Here is a 21,691-nt window from a genome sequence, read left to right as displayed (position 1 = left end):
CCTGATGGGCGTGCGAGGGAAGCTCGCGAACCCTGCTTGCACCAGATCACCGAATGTTGTTCTACTGGGGGTATGACTGATGGACGTCGCGGCCCGCTGGCCGGTGTGCGCGTGCTGGAGCTCGCCGGGCTGGCCCCGGGGCCTTTCGCCGGGATGATGCTGGCCGACCACGGGGCCGAGGTGCTGCGGGTGGACCGGGTCAAGGCGGTCTCGGACCGGCCCCGTACCGACGTGATGGACCGGGGCAAGCACTCGATCGGGCTGGATCTGAAGTCGCCCGAGGGCGTGGCCGCGTTCAAGGAGCTGGCGCGGCACGCCGACGTGGTGATCGAGGTGTTCCGGCCGGGCGTCGCGGAGCGGCTCGGCATCGGTCCCGACGACCTGCACGCCGTCAACGAGCGGCTGATCTACGGCCGGATGACCGGCTGGGGCCAGGACGGCCCGCTCGCCTCCACGGCCGGCCACGACATCGACTACATCGCGATCTCCGGCGTGCTGTCGATGCTCGGCCGCGAGGGCGGCAAGCCCACCCCGCCGATCAACATCCTCGGCGACTTCGCCGGCGGCGGCCTCATGCTCGCCTACGGCGTGCTGCTGGCGCTGATCGAACGGGAGCGCACCGGCAAGGGCCGGGTCATCGACGCGGCCATGGTGGACGGCGCGGCGATCCTGTTCGCGATGTTCTACCAGGGCGTGCAGAGCGGCTTCTGGGGGCCGCGCGGCACGAACCTGCTCGACACCGGCGCCCCCCAGTACGACACGTACGAGACCGCCGACGGCGAGTACCTGGCGGTGGGGTCGCTGGAACCGCAGTTCTGGAAGGCCATGGTCGAGCTCATGGGCCTGACCGACCTGCCCGACCGCGACGACCGGGCGCAGTGGCCGGCGCTGCGGGCCCGGCTCACGGAGGAGTTCAAGAAGCGGACCCGGGCCGAGTGGGAGAAGGTGTTCGACGGCTCGGACGCGTGCGTGTCGCCCGTGCTGTCCATGCCCGAGGCCGCCGCCCATCCGCACAACGTCGCCCGCGACGCCTTCACCGAGGTCGGCGGGCTCATCCAGCCCCGGCCCGCGCCGCGCCTGCTGGGCGTGCCCGAGCAGGACCTCTCCCCCGCCACCCGCCTGACGGACCTGTCCGACTGGGGCCTGTCGCGGGAGGAGGCGGACAAGCTACGCGGCCAAGGAGTCCTCGGGTGATCGTCGATCTGCTCGACGGCGATTTGTACGCCGGGGACCCTGCCCCGGTCTACGCCTGGCTGCGCGAGCACTCCCCCGTCCACCACGACGAGGCCAACGGCCTCTGGGGCGTCTCCCGGCACGCCGACATCTCGGCCGTCGAGCGCGACCCCGGCCTGTGGACGAGCACCGGCGGCTACCGCCCGCAGCTCCCGTCCGAGCCGTCCATGATCGGCCTGGACGACCCCGAGCACGCGGCCCGCCGCCGCCTGATCTACCACCGCTTCACCCCGCGCCACGTCCGCGACGCGTACGCGGACCGGGTGCGCGCGGTCGTCGCCGAGCAGCTGGACCGGGCCCTGGAGAAGGGCACGGTGGACGCCGTGGACGCGCTCGCGGCCCCGCTGTCGGCCCGGATGATCGGCTGGCTGCTCGGCTTCCCCGACGAGGAGTGGCCGCGGCTCAAGCACTGGTCGGAGACGACGATCGTGTCGGGCGGCGGCCTGCGGTACGTCACGCACGAGGCCGTGGTGGCCGCCGCCGAGTACGCCCAGGCCGTCCTGGAGCTGGCCGCCGAGCGCCGCGAACGCCCGCGCGACGACCTGCTGTCGCTGTGGAGCGCGAGCCCCGGCTACGACGACGAACGCCTGGCGAACGACGCGCTGCTGCTGCTCGACGGCGGCGCCGAGACCACCAGGACGGTGATCGCCACGGCGATCGACGCGCTGATCCGCCATCCGGACCAGTGGCGGCTGCTGCGCGCGGATCCCGCCCTGCTTGAGGGGGCGGTCGAGGAGTTCATCCGGTGGACCACACCCGTGCTCAACATGTGCCGGGCGGCCACCCGCGACACCGTCCTGCGCGGCACGCCGATCCCTCAGGGGGCGCAGGTGCTGCTGATGTACGGCTCCGCCAACCGCGACCCGGAGGTCTTCGCCGACCCGGACGCCTTCGACGTGACCAGGAAGCCCGGCGGGCACCTCGCCTTCGGTCTCGGCACCCACTTCTGCCTGGGGGCGGCGCTGGCCCGGCTGGAACTGCGGATCTTCTTCGAGGAGTGGGTGGCGCGGGTGCGGAAGGCGGAGTGGGCCGACGAGCGCGGCCCGCGCATCCTGCCGAACGCCTTCGTCAGGGGCGTGACGTCGTTCCCGATCTCACTGCGCCCCTGGTGAGCGCTGCCTGAGCGCTAGATGGCGAGGTAGAGGTCGACGCCGTCGGGGTGGTGCACCTCGACGTCCGTCGTGAACGCGCGCGGCGAGACGCCGCCGGACTCGGTCTGCTTCCACACCCGCTGCCACGCCTCGGTCAACGCCTGCGGAAGCTGCCCCCGGGCCTCGACCAGCAGCGCGGGACCGGCCGGCACGCGTACGGCCACCATGCCCTCGGGCAGCCGCGGCGCGGTGCGCACCCCGACGCCGACGATCTGCGTGAAGGCGCCGTTGTGGTCGCTCTCGTAGTCGGTCAGCACCGCGTAGAGGTTCTCGTCGATCCGCCCCGGCACGTGCGCGAAGACGCCCGGCGCGCCCGCGCGCTGCCACAGGGCGGGCAGTCTGGCGCGTGACGGGTCCATCTCCTCGGCGTTGCTGGTGCGTACGACCCAGCCGACCACGGTCAGCTCGGCCCGCTCGATGACGTTCACGGGACCCTCCCCCTCGCAAAAGTGTCCGGGCCGATCATAAGGCCCCCGTGAACGGGCAAACTCCAGGTGGAGCACATACGACATAAGATGGATGAACGTGAAATTTCTTAATGATGTCCAGCCTCGGCACGATCTGACCTATAGCGACGTGTTCATGGTGCCGTCGCGTTCCGCCATCGGATCGCGGCTCGCGGTCGACCTGTCCACCGGCGACGGCACGGGCACCACCATCCCCCTCGTCGTGGCGAACATGACCGCCGTCGCCGGCCGCCGCATGGCCGAGACCGTGGCCAGGCGCGGCGGCATCACCGTCATCCCGCAGGACATCCCCCTGGACGTCGTGGCGAACGTCGTCGAATGGGTGAAGGGCCGCGACCTCGTCCACGACACGCCGCTCACCCTCACCCCGCACGAGACCGTCGGCGAGGCGCTGCAACTGCTGCCCAAGCGGGCGCACGGCGCGGTCATCGTCGTGGACTGGGACAACCGGCCGGTCGGCGTCGTCACCGAGGCCGACTGCCAGGGCGTGGACATGTTCACGCAGCTCTCCAACGTCATGTCGAGCGAGCTGCTGACGCTGCCCGCCGGGCTCGACCCCCGGGAGGCGTTCGACCGGCTGCACGACGGCCGGCACCGCCTCGCGCCCATCGTGGACGGCGACGGCCGCCTGGTCGGCATCCTCACCCGTACCGGCGCCCTGCGCGCCACCCTCTACCAGCCCGCCGTGGACGACGGGGGACGGCTGCGCGTCGCCGCCGCCGTCGGCGTCAACGGCGACGTGGCCGCCAAGGCGAAGGAGCTCCTGGAGGCCGGCATCGACTGCCTGGTCGTGGACACCGCGCACGGCCACCAGGAGAAGATGATCGCGGCGCTGCGTGCCGTGCGGGCCCTCGACCCCGGGGTGCCCGTCGCCGCGGGCAACGTGGTGACCGCCGGCGGCGTACGCGACCTCGTCGAGGCCGGGGCCGACATCCTCAAGGTCGGCGTGGGGCCGGGCGCGATGTGCACCACCCGGATGATGACCGGCGTGGGACGGCCCCAGTTCTCCGCCGTGCTGGAATGCGCCGCCGAGGCCCGCCGCCTGGGCCGGCACGTGTGGGCGGACGGCGGCGTGCGCCACCCGCGCGACGTGGCGCTCGCCCTCGCCGCCGGGGCGTCCAACGTGATGATCGGGTCGTGGTTCGCGGGGACGTACGAGTCGCCCGGCGACACCCGCGTGGACGCCGACGGCCGCAAGTACAAGGAGAACTTCGGCATGGCCTCGGCGCGGGCGGTGCGGCTGCGGACGGCCGAGGACTCGGCGTTCGAGCGGGCCAGGAAGGCGCTGTTCGAGGAGGGCATCTCCACGTCCAGGATGTACCTGGACCCGAAGCGGCCCAGCGTGGAGGACCAGATCGACGCGATCGTGGCCGGGCTGCGGTCAGCATGCACGTACGCCGGGGCCTCGACCCTGGAGGAGTTCCACGAGCGGGCCGTGGTGGGCCTGCAGAGCTCGTCCGGGTACGCGGAGGGCATGCCCCTGCACACGAGCTGGTGAGCCGCGCACGGGCGGGCCGGTGAGCGCGTGGATCAGGTACGGCGCCAGCCGCCGGCCGCGTGGATGCCGCCGTCCACGTGCACGGTCGTGCCCGTGACGAACCTGGCCAGGTCGCCGGCCAGGAACACGGCCGCCCCCGCCGCCTCCACAGGCTCGCCGAGCCGGCCGAGGGGCGGGAGGCGTACGGGCTCGTAGGGCAGGGAGCCGTCGGCCAGCATGCGCTCGCGTACGCCCTCCTCGCCCTCGGTGGGCAGGGCGTCGGGGGCGATGGCGTTGACCCGGACGCCGCGCGGCGCCAGCTCCAGCGCCAGCGACCGGGTCAGGCTCTCCACGGCCGCCTTCATGGCCGCGTACACGGCGAAGCCCGGCGCCGCCTGATGCGCCTCGCTCGACGTCACGTTGATGATCGACGAGCCCGGCCGCATCAGCGGCAGCAGCCTGCGGATCATGGCCGTGAGCTGGGTGAAGTTCTCCTCGATCAGCGTACGCTCGCCGCGCGGCGACAGGCTTTCGAACGGGGCGTGGAAGGTGCCGCCCGCGTTGTTGACCAGCACGTCCACCCGCCCCCAGCGCTCGCCCACCGCACGGGCGAACACCTCCGCCGCCACCGGGTCGCGCACGTCGAGCGTCATGGCCGGCTCCCCGAACGGCGGCTTGTCGCGGTCGCACACGGCCACGTGCGCGCCGAAGGCGGCGAAGGTCTCGGCGACGGCCAGCCCGATGCCGCGGGCTCCCCCGGTGACGACGGCCACGCGGCCGGTGAGCAGGATCGCGTCGGGACTCAGGGCGGTCACGAACGAAGACGATATCCCGAGCGCATAGAGTCGTCGGGTCCGAATCACAACGTCAAGTCGCCGACAGGAGCACTTTCGTGGCACTCGAGAAGCCCGAGATCGACTTCCCCGGGGGCACCCCGCCCAAGGACCTTGAGATCGTCGACCTGGTCGAGGGCGACGGCCCCGAGGCCAAGCCCGGCCACCACGTCCGCGTCCACTACGTCGGCGTGGCCTTCTCCACCGGGGAGGAGTTCGACGCGTCCTGGAACCGGGGGGACGCCTTCGAGTTCCCCCTCGGCGGCGGGCGCGTCATCGCGGGCTGGGACCAGGGCGTCGCCGGCATGAAGGTCGGCGGACGGCGCAAGCTGGTCATCCCGCCGCACCTCGGCTACGGCAGCCGCGGCGCCGGCGCCGCCATCAAGCCGAACGAGACCCTCATCTTCGTCGTCGACCTGCTCGGCGTCAGGTAGGGCCCGCACGCCCACCGGCCGGCCATGTGACGGCCGGCCGGGTGGGCGCCCGGTAGGGAATGTCGGCCGCGTGAGGCACGATAGGCGTGTGCTTCTGATCGACGTGGTCCGAGTTTCCGAGGCGGTGACGCGCACGTCCGCCAGGCTGGGCAAGATCGCACATCTGGCGGAGCTGCTGGGCCGGGTCGGCCCGGACGAGGCGGAGATCGCCATCTCCTACCTGTCGGGTGAGCTGCCCCAGCGCCAGATAGGCGTCGGCTGGCGCACCCTGGAGGACATCCCGCAGCCCAAGCTCGTCGCCACCGCCACCCTGACCACGGTCGACGCGCTGCTGACCCGGATCAAGGCCGTGTCCGGCCCCGGCTCCCAGGCGGCCCGCAGGGCGCTGGTGAGCGAGCTGTTCGCCGGGCTGACCAGCCAGGAGCAGCAGTTCATGCGCCGCCTCCTCCACGGGGAGCTGCGGCAGGGCGCGCTCGACGGCGTCATGATCGAAGCGGTGGCCAAGGCGTCCGGCGCCCCGTCCGCCGACGTCCGGCGGGCGCTCACGCTGCGCGGCTGGCTGCCCGCCGTCGGCGCGGCGGCGCTGGGCGGCGGGGTGGAGGCGCTGCACGCCTTCCGCCTGGAGGTCGGGCGGCCGGTCTCCCCCATGCTCGCCGGCAGCGCGCCCAACGTCGCCGCCGCCCTGGACAAGGCGGGCGCGCCCGCTTCGCTGGAGTGGAAGCTCGACGGCATCCGGGTGCAGGCCCACCGGTCCGGCGAGGAGGTCCGGGTCTTCACCCGTACGCTCGACGACATCACCGCGCAGGTTCCCGAGCTGGTCGAGGCCGTGCTGAAGATGCCGTCGGACGACCTGGTGCTGGACGGCGAGGTGATCGCGCTGCGCCCCGACGGCCGCCCGCACCCGTTCCAGGTGACCGCCGCGCGGGTCTCCAGCAAGCTCAACGTCGAGCAGTTGCGCGAGCAGACGCCGCTCAGCGTGTTCTTCTTCGACGCGCTGCGCGCCGACGGCGACGACCTCCTCGACCTCCCCTACGCCGAGCGCCAGCAGGCGCTGGCCCGGGCCGTGCCACAGACCCTGCTGACGCCGCATCTGGTGACGGACGACGTGGCGGAGGCCGAGCGGTTCTTCACGGACGTGGTCAAGGCCGGGCACGAGGGCCTGGTGGTGAAGGCGCTGGCGTCGCCGTACGCGGCCGGGCGGCGCGGGGCAGGCTGGATCAAGGTCAAGCCGCGGCACACGCTCGACCTGGTGGTGCTGGCCGCCGAGTGGGGCCACGGGCGGCGCGAGGGCAAGCTGTCCAACCTGCACCTGGGGGCGCGCGACCCGGAGGGCGGGTTCGTGATGCTCGGCAAGACGTTCAAGGGCCTGACGGACGAACTGCTGGCCTGGCAGACCGAGCGCTTCCTGGAGCTGGCCGAAGGGCCGACGGACGACTGGACGGTGCGGCTGCGCCCTGAGCTGGTGGTGGAGATCGCCTTCGACGGGGTGCAGCGCTCGCCGCGCTATCCGGGCGGGATGGCGCTGCGGTTCGCGCGGGTGCTGCGTTACCGGCCGGACAAGCGGGTGGAGGACGCCGACACCGTGGACACCGTCCGCTCCCTCATGATCTGACCACTTCCACCGGGCTTTCCTGGCCCGGCTCCCCCCTGCCAGTGACGAGAGCCCTCCAGGCACCCCTGGCCCAGCCTGAGACCCCTCCAGGCATCCCTGCCCCAGTCTGAGAGGGCGGCGGGCCTCACCGCCCAGGAGTGGTTCCCGAGGGGCGAGGGATGCCATGGCGGCGGCGCGTTCACGGAAAAGCCCCCCAGCCTCCACGCCCCCTGACACCTGGTGCCGGTGGCTGTTCCTGGCGCTCGAACCCGCGAGGGTTGCTGGCCCCCATACCCCGGGGGTTTGCTGGCCCCATTCCTGCGGGGGTTGCTGCCTCTCATACCCGCAGGGGCTGCCAGCTCCCCAACCTGCGGAGGTTGCTGGCTCCCATACCCGCAGGGGTTGCTGGCTCCCATACCCGCAGGGGTTGCTGGCTCCCATACCCGCAGGGGTTGCTGGCTCCGTTACTCGCCGAGGTTGCTGGCTCCCGTACCCGGCGCGGTTGGCTGGCTCCGTACCCGACGGGTCGAGCGCTTCGATGGCCTCTTCCTCGCCTTCCCGCTTTTCCCGTATGCCCGCGACCTCAGCCCGCAGTTTTGCCTTATGGGGCCCTTCACCATTGAGGCGCAGTCCCCATTCGCCCTGATCAAGCCCCTCTTTCATGATCAAAGTCGCACTGATCGACATTCTATGGAATTCAGGGATCAATGGCGCGAAGTTGACCTTTAGTGCGATCTTGAAATCGAAGTGAGATATGTCACTAGATTCCCTATTAACTTGTCTTTACTAGCTGTTTGTCCCGTATGTTCGTCCTCACCGCGCGGCATCCCCCACCGCGCCGACGGAAACGGCCGCCTCACGCCCCCACCCCCGCCCGGGGCTGGCCTTTCCCTTCCCTATCCCCTAGCCAGGACCGTGGTTTACCTTGGGCCAGCATTCCCACAAGCCGTTCCTCACCGGCAGACGCCGCTGGACCGCTGTCGCAGCGGGTGCCGCCGTCATCGCCACCGCCTCGGCCTCCGCGTACGCGGCAGTCGCCAACGACGACTCCGCCAAGCGCACCGCGGCCGCCGGCAAGCCCTTCGCCGAGACCGGCGCAGCCGCGGCGAAGACCCCGAACGAGGCGGGCCGCCAGTCGAGCCCGAAACCTCTCTCTCCGACCTCGAAGCCCTCGGCCGCCGCCAGCCCGAACCCTACGACTGCCGCCAGCTCTCACCCGCAGGCCGCGTCCTCCCAAACCGCCGCCCCGCAGAGCACGACGCCGCAGGCCACAGGGCCGGACGGTACGGGGTCGCGGGATGCGGAGGCAGCGGGTGGCTCGCCGGCCGCTACGGCGTCGAGCGCGGCCAGCGGCAAGACCTCACAGTCCGCCGCCCCCAAGTCGGCCAAGCCCGTCGCCAAGAAGCCCAAGGCGAAGGTCATCTCCGCCGGCTCCTGTGGCGCCTCGTACTACGACGAGCCCCAGATGACCGCCAGCGGCGAACGCTTCAACCCGTCCGCCATGACGGCCGCGCACAAGACTCTCCCCCTGGGCAGCAAGGTCAGGGTGATCAACCCGGACAACGGCAGGTCGGTCACCGTCCGCATCAACGACCGCGGCCCCTACGTCGGCGGCCGTTGCCTCGATCTGTCCGCCGCCGCCTTCTCCGCCATCGGCAGCACGAACGCCGGCGTGATGCGCGTGAAGTACCAGGTCCTGGCCCGCTGACCCCGTTCGCTGCCGGAACGAGCCCCTGCCTCGCGCGCTCCCTTTCCGTGCGAATTGCGAAGGTCCCCACGAGGACGGCCGGCCAAGCGGCGCGGCCGCGCGGGGCTCATACGACCACCCCCGCAGGTCGTATGAGCGTGTGCCCGGATCGGCGCGTGACCTACCGGCCCGGCGTCAGCGGCGTGAGTCCTGGAAGCTTCGGCTATTTGACCAGGCGGACCGTCAGCGGGTAGCGGTAGTCGCCATCGGTCAGGGAGTTGACGCCGGCGACGATCGCGAGGACGAACGCCGCCACCCAGACCACGGGCACCAGCACCACACCGATGACCGTCAACGGGAGCAGGATCGACGCCCCGACCACCGTCAGCCCGAAGTTGAGCGCCTCCACGGCGTGCCGCCGGATGTACGGCGACGTCTTGCCGGCGGCGAGCAGCAGGATCAGCGGGCCGACGATCGGGAAGCCCAGGGCCAGGAGCAGGTGGCCGGCCGCGGCGCCGAGGCGTTCGTTGCCCTCCACGGCCCCCGCCGGCCGCGGCGGGTAGGCGGGAGCGGGTCTCGGAGCGAGTTGTGGCACCGCCTGCGTGCCGTACAGCTCGGTCATGATGGGCATCAGGTCGCCGTGGGTGCGTGCCGTCATCGCCCGCTCAAGCCGGTCGTCGAATTCGAGCTTGTCGAACCGGCCCTCCGCGTACGCCGCTTTGACGTGCTCGACCACATGCTCCCGGTCCTGGTTGGTGACGCGCAGGTGAGCTGGCGGCACCTGTCCCGGCCCGGGGGTTGTCGGTACCCCAGCCATAGTCGCCATGCCTCTCCTTCGGTGATCGGTGTGTCTTTCCATACTGCGTCGCCGAACGGGCGGCTGCCATCAGGAGAAACCCGGAGCTGTCCCCGAGATCACCCCCTGAAAAGATCATTTTTTGTACGCGCGAAAGCGCCAGACGATATAAAAAGGACCTATGAGATGGCGAGACCGGTATGGCCTTCGTCGATGGCGCGGCCCGAAGGTCGCGAAGTTCGACCGTGAGGCGACAGACGCCGACATCGAGGCGCTGATCGCATTCGCCCGTTCCCGGCGCGGCGTCGAGTTCTACGTCGAGCCGGAAACGTTCGCCACCGACACGACCGCCGTGGCCGTCGCCGACGACGGCGAGTGGACCAGGCGCCGGGTCGGGGCTCCCGCGGTGATTCACAAGGTCGCCCGTAATCTGGCACTGCCGGTGTACGACGTCCAGCTCACCGGATATCCGCCCCGCATGCGGGCATTCAACGAACGCCGCCGCCGCGAAGAAGGCTCACTCTAGCCCCCTAGCCCCTCCAGTCACTGTCACTCGGCGTGGTTTCGGCGGTGCGTTCCGGCATCGGCTGGTTCCAGGATTCGGGATCTCATGAGGGCGGCACGGGCGGGGATCGGCGGCCCTTGTAAGGGGTGTTTCTCGGCGTGGGCTCGGTTGTTCCCCACTTGTTCTCCGCCGCCGCTCGTCACTGAGGCTTTCCAACCTGATCGGGCTGATCAGCAGGAGAGAACCGGGACGGGTTGGCATGAGAAGAGGCTCTCGGCAGCTCGTACGCCCGGGTCTGACCCCATGAAGACCAATAGGCTCCCGGTTGCCAGATGTGCCGGTTGAGCGGTCTTTTGACGGCTCGGATCATGTGTGGAGGGATCTCGGTGATGGTGATCAGTCAGCTCGTGATCGCCGGGCTGTTGTTCCCGAACCTGTCCGTACAGGCACAGCCCCCTCTCCTCCACGTGATGACGTGGAACGTCTGTGCGGGCACCAACGCCGGGTGCGCGCTCTTTCGCCGTTCGAACGCCGAGCTGGCCTGGCACGTGGCAGTGCTGGCGACCGAGGCGGACGTGGTCTTCCTTCAGGAGTTCTGCACGGGCGCCGACGCCGACCTGGAACACGAGCTCGAACGCCGTACCGGCCGGAATTGGAGCGTCCGGTCGGCCGGGCTGATGTACTCGGACGGTTCCCCGTACCAGTGCCTGCCCGACAGAAACGGCAGGCCGCGTGGGGTGCTGAGCGTCACCCTGGCCGTGGCCGGAGCGGACACCGGCCTCGTCGTGCACGCGCTGACCTCGCCGCCGTGGGGAGCCCGCAGGTACGCCGTCTGCACGGCCGACCGGGCGTTCTGCACCGCGCACTTCTCGTCGGGATCGAGCTACGACGACAGGCAGAAGGGCAGGCCCTACCGGCACATCCAGTTGCGCGAGCTGTTCAAGCTCGGCCGGGGTGTGATCGGCGGCGACCTCAACCTTGTGCCGCGCGACGCCGCCGCGGCCTACAAGGGCCGCGACGAATGCGACCCGCGCCGGCGCTGGACCTACGTGACCCGCAAGCGGAAGATTGATTACGTGTTCGCCGGCGAGGGCCGCCTGCGGAAATGCTTCGTCGATTATGCCCGGAGCACGTGGTCTGATCACGTCCCGCTGCACGCCTGGGTGAGAGCAGGCTCAACGCCGCCTGCACCACGTTGAGCCGGCCCAGCACCGGGTTGTTCGTCATGCCCTACCAGCGAAACGCGGATTTTGCGCATCCAGCTTGCCGGCCAGGGACGAATTGGGATACGCCCTCACTGAGGCCTTTCATCCGTGAGCACTTTTCATCCTGATTAGCGGCCTTCCTCGATGAGCTGCAGGACGAGGATGGCCTGCACGATCGTGGTGGCGCGGTGCGGGCGGCAGCGCAGCCGGGACAGGACCTTCCAGGTCTTCAAGGTGGCCACGGCGCGTTCCCCGCAGGCGCGGATGCGAGCGTGCGCGCGGTTGACCGAACGCTGATGGCTCGACAGCGGCGGCCGCAGCCGATGACCTTTGAACGGCGTGCGGATGCTGCCGCCCGCGCCCTGATATCGCCTTGTCGGCGAAAGTCTTCACCCCTGCGGCGGTCAGCGCGTCGATCAGGCCGGCGGCGCGGGCCGCGGTCAGGTCGTGCGTGGCGCCGGGCAGCGCGGGTGAGGCCCAGATGAGCCGGGAGCCTCTTCTCATGCCAACCCGTCCCGGCGCCGCCCCTGCTGACCAGCGCGATCAAGTTGGAAAAGCCTCACTCAACATTCTGGGACGGGCGTTTCGTCGTCCAGCAGGAGGCCCGACAGGGGAAGGAGCCAGCCCGCGTGGGCGGCGCCCATGGCGGTGTCGAGCTCGGCGGGGGTCGGCATGCGGTCGCGCAGGATCGCGGGTGAGAGCAGGTTCTGGACCGCGTGCATGAGCAGGTTGGCCATCGAGTAGCCCGGGTCGATCGCCAGGGCACGTTCTAGGGCGACGGTGGCCAGGATGCTGTCCCCCGTCCGCCAGGCCGCCATCGCCAGCAGGGACGCGGCCGGCGGTGCGAAGCGCGGCTCCAGGCGGCGGGTCAGGTCTTTCCACAGCGCCACGTGGGACTCCTGCATGAGCGTCCATGCCTCGTCGCGAATCCGGACGAGCGCGAGGTCGAGGCCCAGCCGGGCGGCCTCCAGGTCGGTGAGCCGCCCGCCCTCCTCATGGGTCGCCAGGGCGTTGCGGACGCGGGCCAGGCCCTCCGCCACGAAGCCGCGGGTGAAGGCGTCGAGGTTGGTGGCCGCCGCCAGCGCGGCCTTGACCTCGCCGGCCGCGTCGGACGTGGCACGGCGCATCGCCAGCCTGACCGGGCCGGTGACCGGGGCCAGGGTGCGTTCGAGGGTTTCGCGATCGGGGAGGGCCACCAGGCCGTGCACCGTGGCCTCGGCGGCGATGCGGCTGCTCCCGGGGTCGTACGGGGTGCCCTCGGCTGGACAGCAGGACGGGAGGGCGCAGACGTAGGACCAGTAGCGGCCGGAGTGGGCGCGCAGTGCCTCCCCTACGCGGACGCCGGCCCGCGCCGCCACCTGCCTGGCCTCGTCCATGGCGGGGGTGACGGACTCCCCAGGGCCGTAGCCGATGGCGACCATCTCGGTCACCTTTTCCCGCCTGAACATGGTCTCCAGGACGTCGAGGGTGCCCGGGGGCATGGGGAGGTCCCAGCGGACCACCATCACGGCCCGGCCGTGCTCCAAGCCCACCGCGACCAGGCTTTCGGAGGGGTGGAAGCCGACGAGATAGGGGACGGCGGCCAGGATGTCGGACGGGCTGGTGAGAGTGAGGAAAGGTGAGGTGGAAGTGGGGGTCGAAGGAGAGGTGAAGGGAGGCGGTGGCGGGGGCGGGGAGGTGTTGGTCGTCATGGACCGTTAGGGTGCCCGGAAGCGCGGGCTCAGGATGAGCCGAAGGCGATTCTGGGGATAAGCGTGCGGGCGCTGGGCTGCCCTGTGGACAGCGCCTGCACAGGTGGCGCGCCCGGGGACGCGGGCGACGGCATTGGACAAGGGTGGGGTGCTCGGGGCCGACGGATGGGCACGACTCTCGGGGCGCGGCCTGTGGCTGCGTCTCAAGGGCGGCCCCTGGGCGCGGGCCAAAGGGTGACCGACGGGTGTGGGTCGGGGGCGGCCCGTGAGCGCGGACTAGAGGATGACCGACGGCTCCGATTAAGGGAGCCGCCAGCGGGTGCGGACCACAGGTGCGCCATGGGCGCGAATTCAGAGGGCGACCAGCGGCTCCAGACCAAAGGAGCAGTCCACGGGTGCGGACCACGGGTGCCCCCGCGGACGCGAACCAGAGGATGACCAGCGGATGCGGGCCAGGGGGCCGGCGGGTGCGAACCACAGGGTGACCCACGGACGCGCACCAGAGGGCGACCAGCGGATGCAGGTCAGGGGTGGCCAGCGGGTGCGGATCAGGAGGGCCGGCGGGTGCGGATCAGGGGGTCGCCAGCGGGTGCCGATCAGGAGGGCCGGCGGGTGCGGATCAGGGGGTGGCCGGCGGGTGCGGATCAGGAGGGCCGGCGAGTGGGGGTCAGGGGGTGGCCGGCGGGTGGGGGGGCTGGGTGGTGGGGGCGATGTGGTGGCGGACCAGGAGGGCGGCGCCGGCTACTGCAGCCGGCATGGCGATCACCGCCACGAACGGCACCAGGAACAGGACGAACACCGCCACCCCGAACCCCAGCGTCACCCCCAGGTTGGCGCGCAGCAGCCGGAAGCGTTCCTTGCGCGCCACGCCCCGCCGCTCCAGCGCCAGCGTCGTGAGCTCGACGGTCAGGAAGAACCCGGACACCGCCGCCCCCAGCACCGGCACCACGGTCTGCCCCAGCACCGGTACGAACCCCAGCACGAACAGCGGCACGGTGAACAGCAGCACGTAGAAGAGCGTCACCAGGCTGTCCCTGATCGAGCGCGGCAGGGTGCGCCACCACGGCTGCTCGATCTCGTTGTCCAGCGGGTCGGCCGCCGCCGACAGCCGCTCGTAGAACGGCTCCCCGATGGCGAGCGTGACCGCGGTGAACGTCACCACCGCCAGCGCCAGCCCGCCGGCGAACAGCACGATCCCGACCAGGGTGCGGAAGACCCCCTGCCAGCTCCAGGAGTCGGCGAACGGGGTCAGGAACTCGGCCAGCTCGAACGCGTACGTACCCAAAAAGATCAGCGCGACCACGTAGAGAGCGAACGCGATGAGCGCGGGGATCAGCCCGAACCCCCACCACCGGCCGTTCCTGGCCACCCAGCCGAACCCCTTGAGAAAGAAGCCGATACCGGCCGAGAAGTCACGCATTGATCGCATGACCGGCAGGCTAGCGCCAGAACGCCGTCACCGCGTACCCGAGCTCGGCGAGCAGGTCGCGCAGCAGCGGCAGCGACAGGCCGAGCACGTTGCCGTGGTCGCCCTCGATGCCCTCGACGAACCAGCCGCCGCGCCCCTCGATGCTGAACGCCCCGGCCAGCCCGAGCGGTTCGCCGGTGGCGGCGTAGGCGGCGATCTCCTCCTCGGACGGCTGCCCGAAGCGCACCACGGTGGTCGCCACCTCGGCGACCTGCCGTCCGGCGGCGACGTCGATGACGCAGTGGCCGGTGACGAGGCGGCCGGTGCGGCCGCGCATGAGCCGCCACCGCTCCACGACCTCCTCCGCGGAGGCCGGCTTGCCGTAGGGGCGGCCGTCGAGCTCAAGGATGGAGTCGCAGCCGATGACCAGGCCCTGGTCGAGCCCGCCCGCGACGGCTTCGGCCTTGGCCTTCGCCAGCACGAGGCTGAGCGCGGCCGGGCTGTGCGCGGAGTAGGCGTCCTCGTCGACCCCGCTGACGATCACCTTGGGGTCGAGGCCGGCGTGGCGCAGCAGGGCCAGGCGGGCGGGAGAGGCGGAGGCCAGAACGATCACCGGACAAGCCTACCGGTCGTCACCGGTCACCAGTCGGGAAGGGACGTACCGGGCAGTCCGCCGTAGATCCCGGGACGGCCGGGGCCGGGGCCGAAGATGTGGTCGAGCAGCTCGTCGAGGAGGTCGCGGCGCGAGTCGGGCAGGGCGGCGCGCTCGCGTTCGAGCTCGTCGACCAGGGCGTCCGCGTCGAGGTCGCGGCCGTCGGCCCGGGTGGCCAGCAGGTACATCACCATGGGCGCGATCAGCGGCAGCAGCTTCATCATGGCGCCGGTGTCGACGCCGAACAGCCGCCCCAGCCCGGTCGCCGCCACCTCGGTGCCCTGCCCGCCGAGCACGTGGCCGAGGATGCTGTGGCCGTCGCGGGTGAGCGAGGCCACGTCGCCGTCGAAGGGGTCGGCGTCGACGTGGTCCTCCAGCGCGCCGCGCAGGGCGTCGGCCCCGTCGGGGTATTGGACGTTGCGGGCGAGGCCGCCGATGATGACGCCGGTGACGGCCTGGACGACGTCGCGGGCCTTGTCCAGGTCGGTGCCGAGCATGGCGGCCGTCTGCTCCAGGCCCGGCCGGCCGAGCTGTTCGAGCAGCTGCTGGTCGAGGAGTTCGTCGTACGGCGTCACGGCTCTCCTCCGATCCTCGGCGCTCGAAGGCTCCTGACGCTACAGGTTCCCGTGGCGCCGAGGAGCAACGCCCGCTTTGTGCTAATTCTCGGGAAAGTCAGGAGGTGACGTCGGCCTTCGGCTGGCCGGCCAGACCGGCCGCGGCGTACGCGTCGGCCTCGTCCAGCGTCTCGTGCTCCAGCAGCGCGGCCACGATCGCGTCCAGCTTGTCGCGGTTGTCGGTGAGCACCTGGACCGCGCGCTCGTAGCACTGCTCCACGATGCGCCGCGCCTCCTCGTCGACGGTGGCGAGGGTGGCGGCGCTGGCCTGCGGCTGCGAGCCGTCGTTGGGCAGGATGGTGAGCGGGCCGACCTTCTCCGACATGCCCCAGCGCCCCACCATGCCCCGGGCGATCATGGTGACCTGTTCGAGGTCGTTCTCGGCGCCGGTGGTGATGACGCCGAAGACGACCTGCTCGGCCGCCATGCCGCCGAGCGCGCCGGTGATGCGGCCGCGGAGGTACTGCTCGTCGTAGGCGTAGCGGTCGGTGTCGGGGGTGGACAGCGTCACGCCGAGCGCGCGCCCGCGCGGGATGATCGAGATCTTCCTGACCGGGTCGGCGCCGGGCTGGAGCATGCCGAGCAGCGCGTGACCGGCCTCGTGGAAGGCGGTGCGGGTGCGCTCCTCCTCCGGCATCACGATGCTGCGGGCCGCGCCGAGCTGCAGCTTCTCCAGCGCGTCGGTGAAGTCGGACCTGGTGACCTTCTCCTTGCCGCGCTTGGCGGCGAGCAGGGCCGACTCGTTGACGAGGTTGGCCAGGTCGGCGCCGGTCATGCCGGGCGTGGTCTTGGCGAGCTGGTCGAGACTGACCTCGGGGTCCAGCGGCACGCCGCGGGTGTGTACGCCGAGGATGGCGGTGCGCCCGGCGGCGTCCGGCAGGCCCACCTGCACGGTGCGGTCGAACCGGCCGGGGCGCAGCAGCGCCGGGTCGAGGATCTCGGGACGGTTGGTGGCGCCGATGACGATGACGCCCTCGGCCCCGGAGAAGCCGTCCATCTCGGTGAGGATCTGGTTGAGCGTCTGCTCGCGCTCGTCGTGGCCGCCGATGCCGCCCGCGCCGCCCCTGGCCCGGCCGATGGCGTCGATCTCGTCGATGAACACGATCGACGGCGCCACCTTGCGCGCCTCCTCGAACAGGTCGCGTACGCGCGAGGCGCCCACGCCGACGATCATCTCGATGAACTCGGAGGCGGAGGCGGAGAAGTAGGGGACCTTGGCCTCGCCCGCGACGGCCCTGGCCAGCAGCGTCTTGCCGGTGCCGGGCGGGCCCGCGAGCAGCACGCCCTTCGGCAGCTTGGCGCCGAGCCGGCGGTATTTGCCCGGGTCCTTGAGGTAGTCGACGATCTCGACCAGCTCGTTCTCGACCTCGTCGATGCCGGCGACGTCGTCGAAGGTGACCCGCACCTGCCCGGCCTCGACCGGCTTGGCCGCCTTGGACTTGCCGAGCCCGCCGAGCCCGCCGCCGCCCATCATGCTGGCGCCGCGCCGCATGATCCAGATCCACAGGCCGGCCAGCAGCAGCACGGGCAGCAGCGACAGCAGCAGGTTGGAGAAGAAGCCGCGGGTGAGCGGCTTGGAGGTGATCTCGACCTGGCCGGTGCGGAGCTGCTGGTCGAGCTGGTCGGTGTTGGCGAAGGCGGGGATCTCGGTGGAGAACCGGGTGTACGTGGCGCCGCCGTCGGGGTTCTTCGCCGCGTTCCTCAGGTCACCCTCGACCGACAGGCCCTGGGCGGAGATGTCCTTGACGTTCTTGGCGTCGACCTGGGAGGTGAACTCGGTGTAGGAGATGGTCTCGACGGATTCGTTGTCGACGAACGACGACACGACGAAGAAGCCCGCGTACACGACCAGCAACGTGACGACGAACCGCCACCAATTGATCTTGGGTCGGCCGCCGGGCGTGCCCGGCAAGCCCTCTGAGCGCCAGGGCGGCTTGCCCTTGCCCTTGCCTGGTGCCTGCGGCGGTCCAGAGCGTTCCACGGCGTCTACTCCCCACGTCGCCGCAACCATGATCCTTCTAGCCTAGAACACGCACCCCCGAGGCCACGCGGGCGATGTCGCTCCACTGCTTGCGCTGCGCGTCAGGCACTGACACGAACGCCAAACCCGGCTTGGACATTCCCCCGTCCACCACGACCACCGCCGCGCGGGAGGAACGCTTGCCGTACGTGACGCGGTAGACGAGCAGCCAGCCGCGCTTGACCGGCTGCGAGGCCAGCCAGGTGATGCGGGAGCCCTTCGGGTGATGGTTGAGCGTCCAGCGGGCGGCGAGCAGCGCGCTGTCGCGCGGCGACTTCTGCTCCATGATCGGCAGCGGGCAGGTGACGAACATGCCCCGTACCGCGCCGCCGCGCAGCCGCGGCAGCACCTGCCTGGTGGTGAACGGCGCCGGCCCGTACGCCTTCCAGGGCTTCGGCAGCTTCGGCACGGCGAGGCCGCTCCGCCGGTCCTTGGTCACCCGGCGGGCGGGGGCCGGGAGCCGCATGCGCTTGACCTTCGCGGTCAGCTTGGGGACGCGGGGGTCGGCGTACAGGGCCTCCATGGCGGTGTAACCGGGGGCCAGGGACGTTCCGGGCGTCGGCGTGACCTGGGCGGCGGGCGCGGCCGGGGTCACGGTCTCCGACGGGGACACCGACGCCGACACCGAGGACGACGCCGATGCCGACGCCGAGGCGGACGCCGGCGCGGAGGGGCCGGACGAGGGCTGCGCGGCCGGCGGCGCGGTTACCGGCCCCGCGACGACCTCGTCCGGCTCCGACGGGAGCACCACGACCACCGCCACGGCGGCTGCCGCGACGGCGGCGACCACGGCGAGGCCCCGGTACACCGCCCGCATGCGGATGTCACCGATGCGGGAGCGTTTGGGCGGAGAGGTAAGGGTTCTGGGCTTGGTCGCGGTTCTCACACGGGAACCCTTGATCTCATCTTCCCCATCGAGCACGACGGGAGCGTACGACATATCCCGCCATTACGTATGTGATGCGACCGAAGTGCAATCATGGCGTCGTGCAACAGGTGGAGCTCCGCTTCGATCACGCCTCGCGAGCGTCCCAGACCCATACGAACCTCTCGGCGCTCCGCCAGAGCCCCCACGGCCTCTGGGTGGCCGGCGACGAGACCGCCTCCTTCGAGCACCTGGCCTGGACCGGCGACCATTTCGGCGACCAGCGTACGTTCCGCCTGGCGGACCACATCGAGCTCCCCGCGGGCCCCGACGACGAGGCCGACATCGAAGGCATGGCGCGGGCCGGCGGGCACCTGTGGGTGGTCGGCTCGCACAGCCTCAAGCGCAAGCGGGTCAAGTCGAAGGACCCCGCCAAGGCCGCCGCCCGCCTGGCCACCCTGGTCAGGGAGGAGAACCGCTACATCCTCGCCCGGCTGCCGCTGCACGGCGAGGAGCCCGGCGCGGGGGCGGTGCTGTCCGGGGAGCGCGGCCTCGCGGCCCACCTGCGCGAGGACCCGCATCTCGGGCCGTTCCTGGCGATTCCCGGCAAGGACAACGGCCTCGACGTCGAGGGCATCGCCGTGGTGGGCGAGCGGGTCTACCTCGGGCTGCGCGGCCCGGTGCTGCGCGGCTGGGCGGTGGTGCTGGAGCTGCGGCTGGAGGAGGCGGGACGGGGGCGGCTGAGGCTGCGCGAGCCGTACCGCAAGCACTTCCTCGACCTCGGCGGGCTCGGCGTGCGGGACCTGTGCCCCGACGGCGACCCGGACGGCGATCCCGACGGCTGCGGCCTGCTGCTGCTCACCGGACCGTCCATGGCGCTCGACGGCCCGGTGCACGTGCGGCGCTGGTGGCCGGGCCGGCGGTCGGGCGTGGTGCCCGCGGGCGAGCTGGAGGTCGTCATGGACCTGCCGTACGGGGTCGGCTGCGACCACCCGGAAGGGCTGGCGCGGCTGGCCGACGGCCGGTTGATGGTCGTCTACGACAGCCCGTCGCCGGCCCGGATCACCGCGGCCGGCGGCGTGCTGGCCGACGTCTTCATGATCTAGCGACCCGGCCCCGGAGCCAGGGCGCGTCGGCGACGAACGTGCACGAGCCCGGCTCGATCTCGGTGAACCCGGCGTCGCGGACGACCGGCAGCCCGGCCGCGACCATGGCGTCGAAGTCGTCCCGCGCCGGGGCAGTGCGGACCGAGACGGCGAGCCCCGCGGCCCGCCAGGCCGCGCGCCCGGCGGCGTCACTGGCCCACCAGGCGAGCTGGGCCGCGTGCCCGGCCTGCGCCATGGCCTTGCCCGCGGTCATCTCCAGGCCGGGGTTGGCCCACAGGACCGGCGGGACGGCGGGCGGCGGCTCGTGGGCGTCGCTCAGCTCGGTGCCCCCGACCTGCAGCCGGGCGAGGTCGCGCGGCCAGTCGTCCAGCGGCACCGGCGGGTGGACGCGGACCTCGGCCGTGCGGTGCTCGACCGTGCGGCCGGGCAGCGCGACGGCCCGCCGCCACTCGGCGCCGCGCGCCCTGCGCACGACCTTGCGGATCTTCCCGGTGGACTGCCAGGCGTGCAGCTCGGCGGCCCACTCCCCCGGGTCGTCGAGCAGGCCGAGCACCGCCATGGCGGCGGCCTCCAGCGCGTCGGTGCGTTCAGGGGGCGTGGCCCGCTCGATCCTGACGACCAGCGGCAGCACGTACAACTCTTCGTTCATCGGGTCCTAGCATGCCTGATCGCCAGGGACATGCCGGCGGCGAGGAGGCAGAGCGCGCCCGCGGCGTACCAGGCGAGGTCGTAGGCGCCGAGGTGGTCGCGGGTGAGCCCGGCGGCGACGGCGGCGAACGCGGCCCCCACCTGGTGGGAGGCGAACACCCAGCCGAACACCACGGCCCCGTCCGCGCCGTAGACGCGGCGGCACAGCGCCACGGTGGGCGGCACGGTGGCCACCCAGTCCAGGCCGTAGAAGATGATGAAGATCAGCATGCTGGGCTCGGTCGTGGCCGCGAACAGGCTGGGCAGCACCATCAGCGACAGCCCGCGCAGCCCGTAGTAGAGGCCGAGCAGCACCTTCGGGTCGATCCTGTCGCTGAGCCAGCCCGAGGCGACGGTGCCGGCGATGTCGAAGATCCCGATGACGGCGAGCAGCCCCGCCGCGACCGGCTCGGCCATGCCGTGGTCGTGCGCGGCGGGGATGAAGTGGGTGCCGACCAGGCCGTTCGTGCTCGCGCCGCAGATCGCGAAGCCGCCCGCGAGCAGCCAGAACGGCCGCGTGCGTGCGGCCCGGCCGAGCACGGCGAGCGCGCGGAAGGCCGCGTTGCCGCCGGCCGGGGCGGGGCGCTCCTGGCCCGGCTCCGCGCCGAGCGCCGTCGTGCCGACGTCCTCGGGGCGGTCGCGCAGCAGCCACCACACGAACGGCACCACCGCCAGCGCCGACCCGGCGACCGCGAGCGAGGCCCAGCGCCAGCCGGGCCCCTCGGCGAGCTGGGCGAGCACGGGCAGGAAGATGAGCTGCCCGGTCGCCCCGGCCGCCGTGAGGATGCCGGTGACCAGTCCCCGATGCCTGACGAACCAGCGGTCGACCACGGTCGCGGCGAACACCAGCGCCATCGAGCCCGTGCCGAGCCCGACGAAGACGCCCCAGAACAGCAGGAGGTGCCAGCTCGCGGTCATGAGCACGGTCAGCCCGCTGCCCGCCGCGATCAGCAGCAGGGCCAGCGCGACCACGCGGCGCATGCCGAACCGGTCCATGAGCGCGGCGGCGAAGGGGGCGGTGAGGCCGTACAGGACCAGGTTGATCGACACCGCCAGCGAGATGGTGCCGGTGGACCAGCCGAACTCCGTGCGCAGCGGCGTGATCAGCACGCCCGGCGTGGCGCGGAACCCGGCCGCGCCCAGGATCGCCACGAAGGCGACGGCCGCCACGTACCAGGCGCGGTGCGGGCCGCGGCGGATCGGCCCGGCGACGGGTGCCCGGGCGGGGGTGGTGCTGGAGGTCATGCGGCAATCCTGGGGGTTCTGCCC

Annotated in this window: 20 protein-coding genes and 1 pseudogene; 9 read left to right on the top strand and 12 right to left on the bottom strand. The window is 71.7% G+C overall.

Annotated features, from left to right (window positions below; translation table 11 throughout):
• Nucleotides 1–72 precede the first annotated feature (72 nt).
• Nucleotides 73–1,194 (top strand): CaiB/BaiF CoA transferase family protein, encoded by a 1,122-nt coding sequence (locus SMD20_RS42830; RefSeq protein WP_329592214.1) that lies wholly within the window; start codon nucleotides 73–75, stop codon nucleotides 1,192–1,194.
• On the top strand, nucleotides 1,191–2,345 hold the full coding sequence (locus tag SMD20_RS42825; protein ID WP_329592212.1) for a cytochrome P450: 1,155 nt from the start codon (nucleotides 1,191–1,193) through the stop codon (nucleotides 2,343–2,345). The genes SMD20_RS42830 and SMD20_RS42825 overlap by 4 nt, the downstream gene beginning before the upstream one ends.
• A 14-nt stretch (nucleotides 2,346–2,359) precedes the next feature.
• On the opposite strand, the gene SMD20_RS42820 is transcribed toward SMD20_RS42825, so the two are convergent.
• Nucleotides 2,360–2,812 carry a GyrI-like domain-containing protein gene (locus SMD20_RS42820; RefSeq protein WP_329592210.1) on the bottom strand — a complete coding sequence of 151 codons (453 nt, stop codon included), beginning with the start codon at nucleotides 2,810–2,812 and terminating at the stop codon, nucleotides 2,360–2,362.
• A gap of 97 nt (nucleotides 2,813–2,909) precedes the next feature.
• Here SMD20_RS42820 and SMD20_RS42815 point away from each other — a divergent pair, with 97 nt between their 5' ends.
• Complete coding sequence (locus tag SMD20_RS42815; protein ID WP_329592208.1) at nucleotides 2,910–4,349, top strand: GuaB1 family IMP dehydrogenase-related protein; 1,440 nt, start codon at nucleotides 2,910–2,912, stop codon at nucleotides 4,347–4,349.
• Nucleotides 4,350–4,381: 32 nt separating this feature from the next.
• Here SMD20_RS42815 and SMD20_RS42810 read toward each other — a convergent pair whose 3' ends face one another.
• Nucleotides 4,382–5,143 (bottom strand): SDR family NAD(P)-dependent oxidoreductase, encoded by a 762-nt coding sequence (locus SMD20_RS42810; RefSeq protein WP_329592206.1) that lies wholly within the window; start codon nucleotides 5,141–5,143, stop codon nucleotides 4,382–4,384.
• 77 nt (nucleotides 5,144–5,220) lie between these two features.
• On the opposite strand from SMD20_RS42810, the gene SMD20_RS42805 reads away from it, so the two are divergent.
• The 3 genes from SMD20_RS42805 (at nucleotide 5,221) to SMD20_RS42795 (ending at nucleotide 8,894) form a co-directional block, all read left to right on the top strand.
• Entirely contained in the window at nucleotides 5,221–5,595 is a 375-nt protein-coding gene (locus tag SMD20_RS42805; RefSeq protein WP_329592204.1) for an FKBP-type peptidyl-prolyl cis-trans isomerase, read from the top strand.
• A gap of 88 nt (nucleotides 5,596–5,683) precedes the next feature.
• Complete coding sequence (locus SMD20_RS42800; RefSeq protein WP_329592202.1) at nucleotides 5,684–7,207, top strand: ATP-dependent DNA ligase; 1,524 nt, start codon at nucleotides 5,684–5,686, stop codon at nucleotides 7,205–7,207.
• Nucleotides 7,208–8,111: 904 nt separating this feature from the next.
• Nucleotides 8,112–8,894, top strand: coding sequence for a septal ring lytic transglycosylase RlpA family protein (locus tag SMD20_RS42795; RefSeq protein ID WP_329592200.1), 783 nt, complete (start codon nucleotides 8,112–8,114; stop codon nucleotides 8,892–8,894).
• Nucleotides 8,895–9,096: 202 nt separating this feature from the next.
• Here the strand turns inward: SMD20_RS42795 and SMD20_RS42790 are convergent, their stop codons facing one another.
• Nucleotides 9,097–9,690, bottom strand: a complete 594-nt coding sequence (locus tag SMD20_RS42790; RefSeq protein ID WP_329592198.1) for a DUF1707 and DUF4870 domain-containing protein — start codon at nucleotides 9,688–9,690, stop codon at nucleotides 9,097–9,099.
• A gap of 160 nt (nucleotides 9,691–9,850) precedes the next feature.
• Between SMD20_RS42790 and SMD20_RS42785 the strand changes: the two genes are divergently transcribed.
• Together SMD20_RS42785 and SMD20_RS42780 are read left to right on the top strand one after the other, a co-directional pair.
• The gene (locus SMD20_RS42785) at nucleotides 9,851–10,195 is read left to right on the top strand and encodes a hypothetical protein (protein WP_329592196.1); all 345 of its coding nucleotides are present in this window, start codon (nucleotides 9,851–9,853) and stop codon (nucleotides 10,193–10,195) included.
• A 368-nt stretch (nucleotides 10,196–10,563) separates the two neighbouring features.
• Nucleotides 10,564–11,373 carry an endonuclease/exonuclease/phosphatase family protein gene (locus SMD20_RS42780; protein WP_329592194.1) on the top strand — a complete coding sequence of 270 codons (810 nt, stop codon included), beginning with the start codon at nucleotides 10,564–10,566 and terminating at the stop codon, nucleotides 11,371–11,373.
• A 134-nt stretch (nucleotides 11,374–11,507) separates the two neighbouring features.
• Here SMD20_RS42780 and SMD20_RS42775 read toward each other — a convergent pair.
• The 7 genes and pseudogenes from SMD20_RS42775 to SMD20_RS42745 all read right to left on the bottom strand — a co-directional run.
• Nucleotides 11,508–11,868: pseudogene (locus SMD20_RS42775) on the bottom strand (transposase family protein); the annotation flags it as partial.
• Nucleotides 11,869–11,942: 74 nt separating this feature from the next.
• A complete protein-coding gene (locus SMD20_RS42770; protein WP_329592193.1) occupies nucleotides 11,943–13,070 on the bottom strand; it encodes a DUF4192 domain-containing protein in 1,128 nt (375 codons plus the stop codon).
• A 667-nt stretch (nucleotides 13,071–13,737) separates the two neighbouring features.
• Entirely contained in the window at nucleotides 13,738–14,499 is a 762-nt protein-coding gene (locus tag SMD20_RS42765) for an EI24 domain-containing protein (protein ID WP_329592192.1), read from the bottom strand.
• 10 nt (nucleotides 14,500–14,509) lie between these two features.
• Nucleotides 14,510–15,091 (bottom strand): Maf family protein, encoded by a 582-nt coding sequence (locus SMD20_RS42760; RefSeq protein WP_329592185.1) that lies wholly within the window; start codon nucleotides 15,089–15,091, stop codon nucleotides 14,510–14,512.
• A 26-nt stretch (nucleotides 15,092–15,117) separates the two neighbouring features.
• Nucleotides 15,118–15,705, bottom strand: a complete 588-nt coding sequence (locus SMD20_RS42755; RefSeq protein WP_329592183.1) for a DUF937 domain-containing protein — start codon at nucleotides 15,703–15,705, stop codon at nucleotides 15,118–15,120.
• A 97-nt stretch (nucleotides 15,706–15,802) separates the two neighbouring features.
• Nucleotides 15,803–17,725 (bottom strand): ATP-dependent zinc metalloprotease FtsH, encoded by a 1,923-nt coding sequence (gene ftsH, locus SMD20_RS42750; RefSeq protein ID WP_329592181.1) that lies wholly within the window; start codon nucleotides 17,723–17,725, stop codon nucleotides 15,803–15,805.
• 37 nt (nucleotides 17,726–17,762) lie between these two features.
• Nucleotides 17,763–18,650, bottom strand: coding sequence for a hypothetical protein (locus SMD20_RS42745; RefSeq protein ID WP_329592179.1), 888 nt, complete (start codon nucleotides 18,648–18,650; stop codon nucleotides 17,763–17,765).
• A gap of 101 nt (nucleotides 18,651–18,751) precedes the next feature.
• On the opposite strand from SMD20_RS42745, the gene SMD20_RS42740 reads away from it, so the two are divergent.
• On the top strand, nucleotides 18,752–19,735 hold the full coding sequence (locus SMD20_RS42740) for a DUF3616 domain-containing protein (protein ID WP_329592178.1): 984 nt from the start codon (nucleotides 18,752–18,754) through the stop codon (nucleotides 19,733–19,735).
• Here the strand turns inward: SMD20_RS42740 and SMD20_RS42735 are convergent.
• Nucleotides 19,725–20,384, bottom strand: coding sequence for a peptidyl-tRNA hydrolase (locus tag SMD20_RS42735; RefSeq protein ID WP_245775449.1), 660 nt, complete (start codon nucleotides 20,382–20,384; stop codon nucleotides 19,725–19,727). The genes SMD20_RS42740 and SMD20_RS42735 overlap by 11 nt on opposite strands.
• A complete protein-coding gene (locus SMD20_RS42730) occupies nucleotides 20,381–21,667 on the bottom strand; it encodes an MFS transporter (RefSeq protein ID WP_329592176.1) in 1,287 nt (428 codons plus the stop codon). Before SMD20_RS42730 ends, SMD20_RS42735 begins: the two co-directional genes overlap by 4 nt.
• Nucleotides 21,668–21,691 lie beyond the last annotated feature (24 nt).

This window comes from Nonomuraea sp. LP-02, from assembly GCF_036289125.1.
GTDB lineage: Bacteria > Actinomycetota > Actinomycetes > Streptosporangiales > Streptosporangiaceae > Nonomuraea > Nonomuraea bangladeshensis.
The sequence above is the reverse complement of the archived record's forward strand: the minus strand, read 5'-3'. Positions and strand labels throughout refer to the sequence as shown.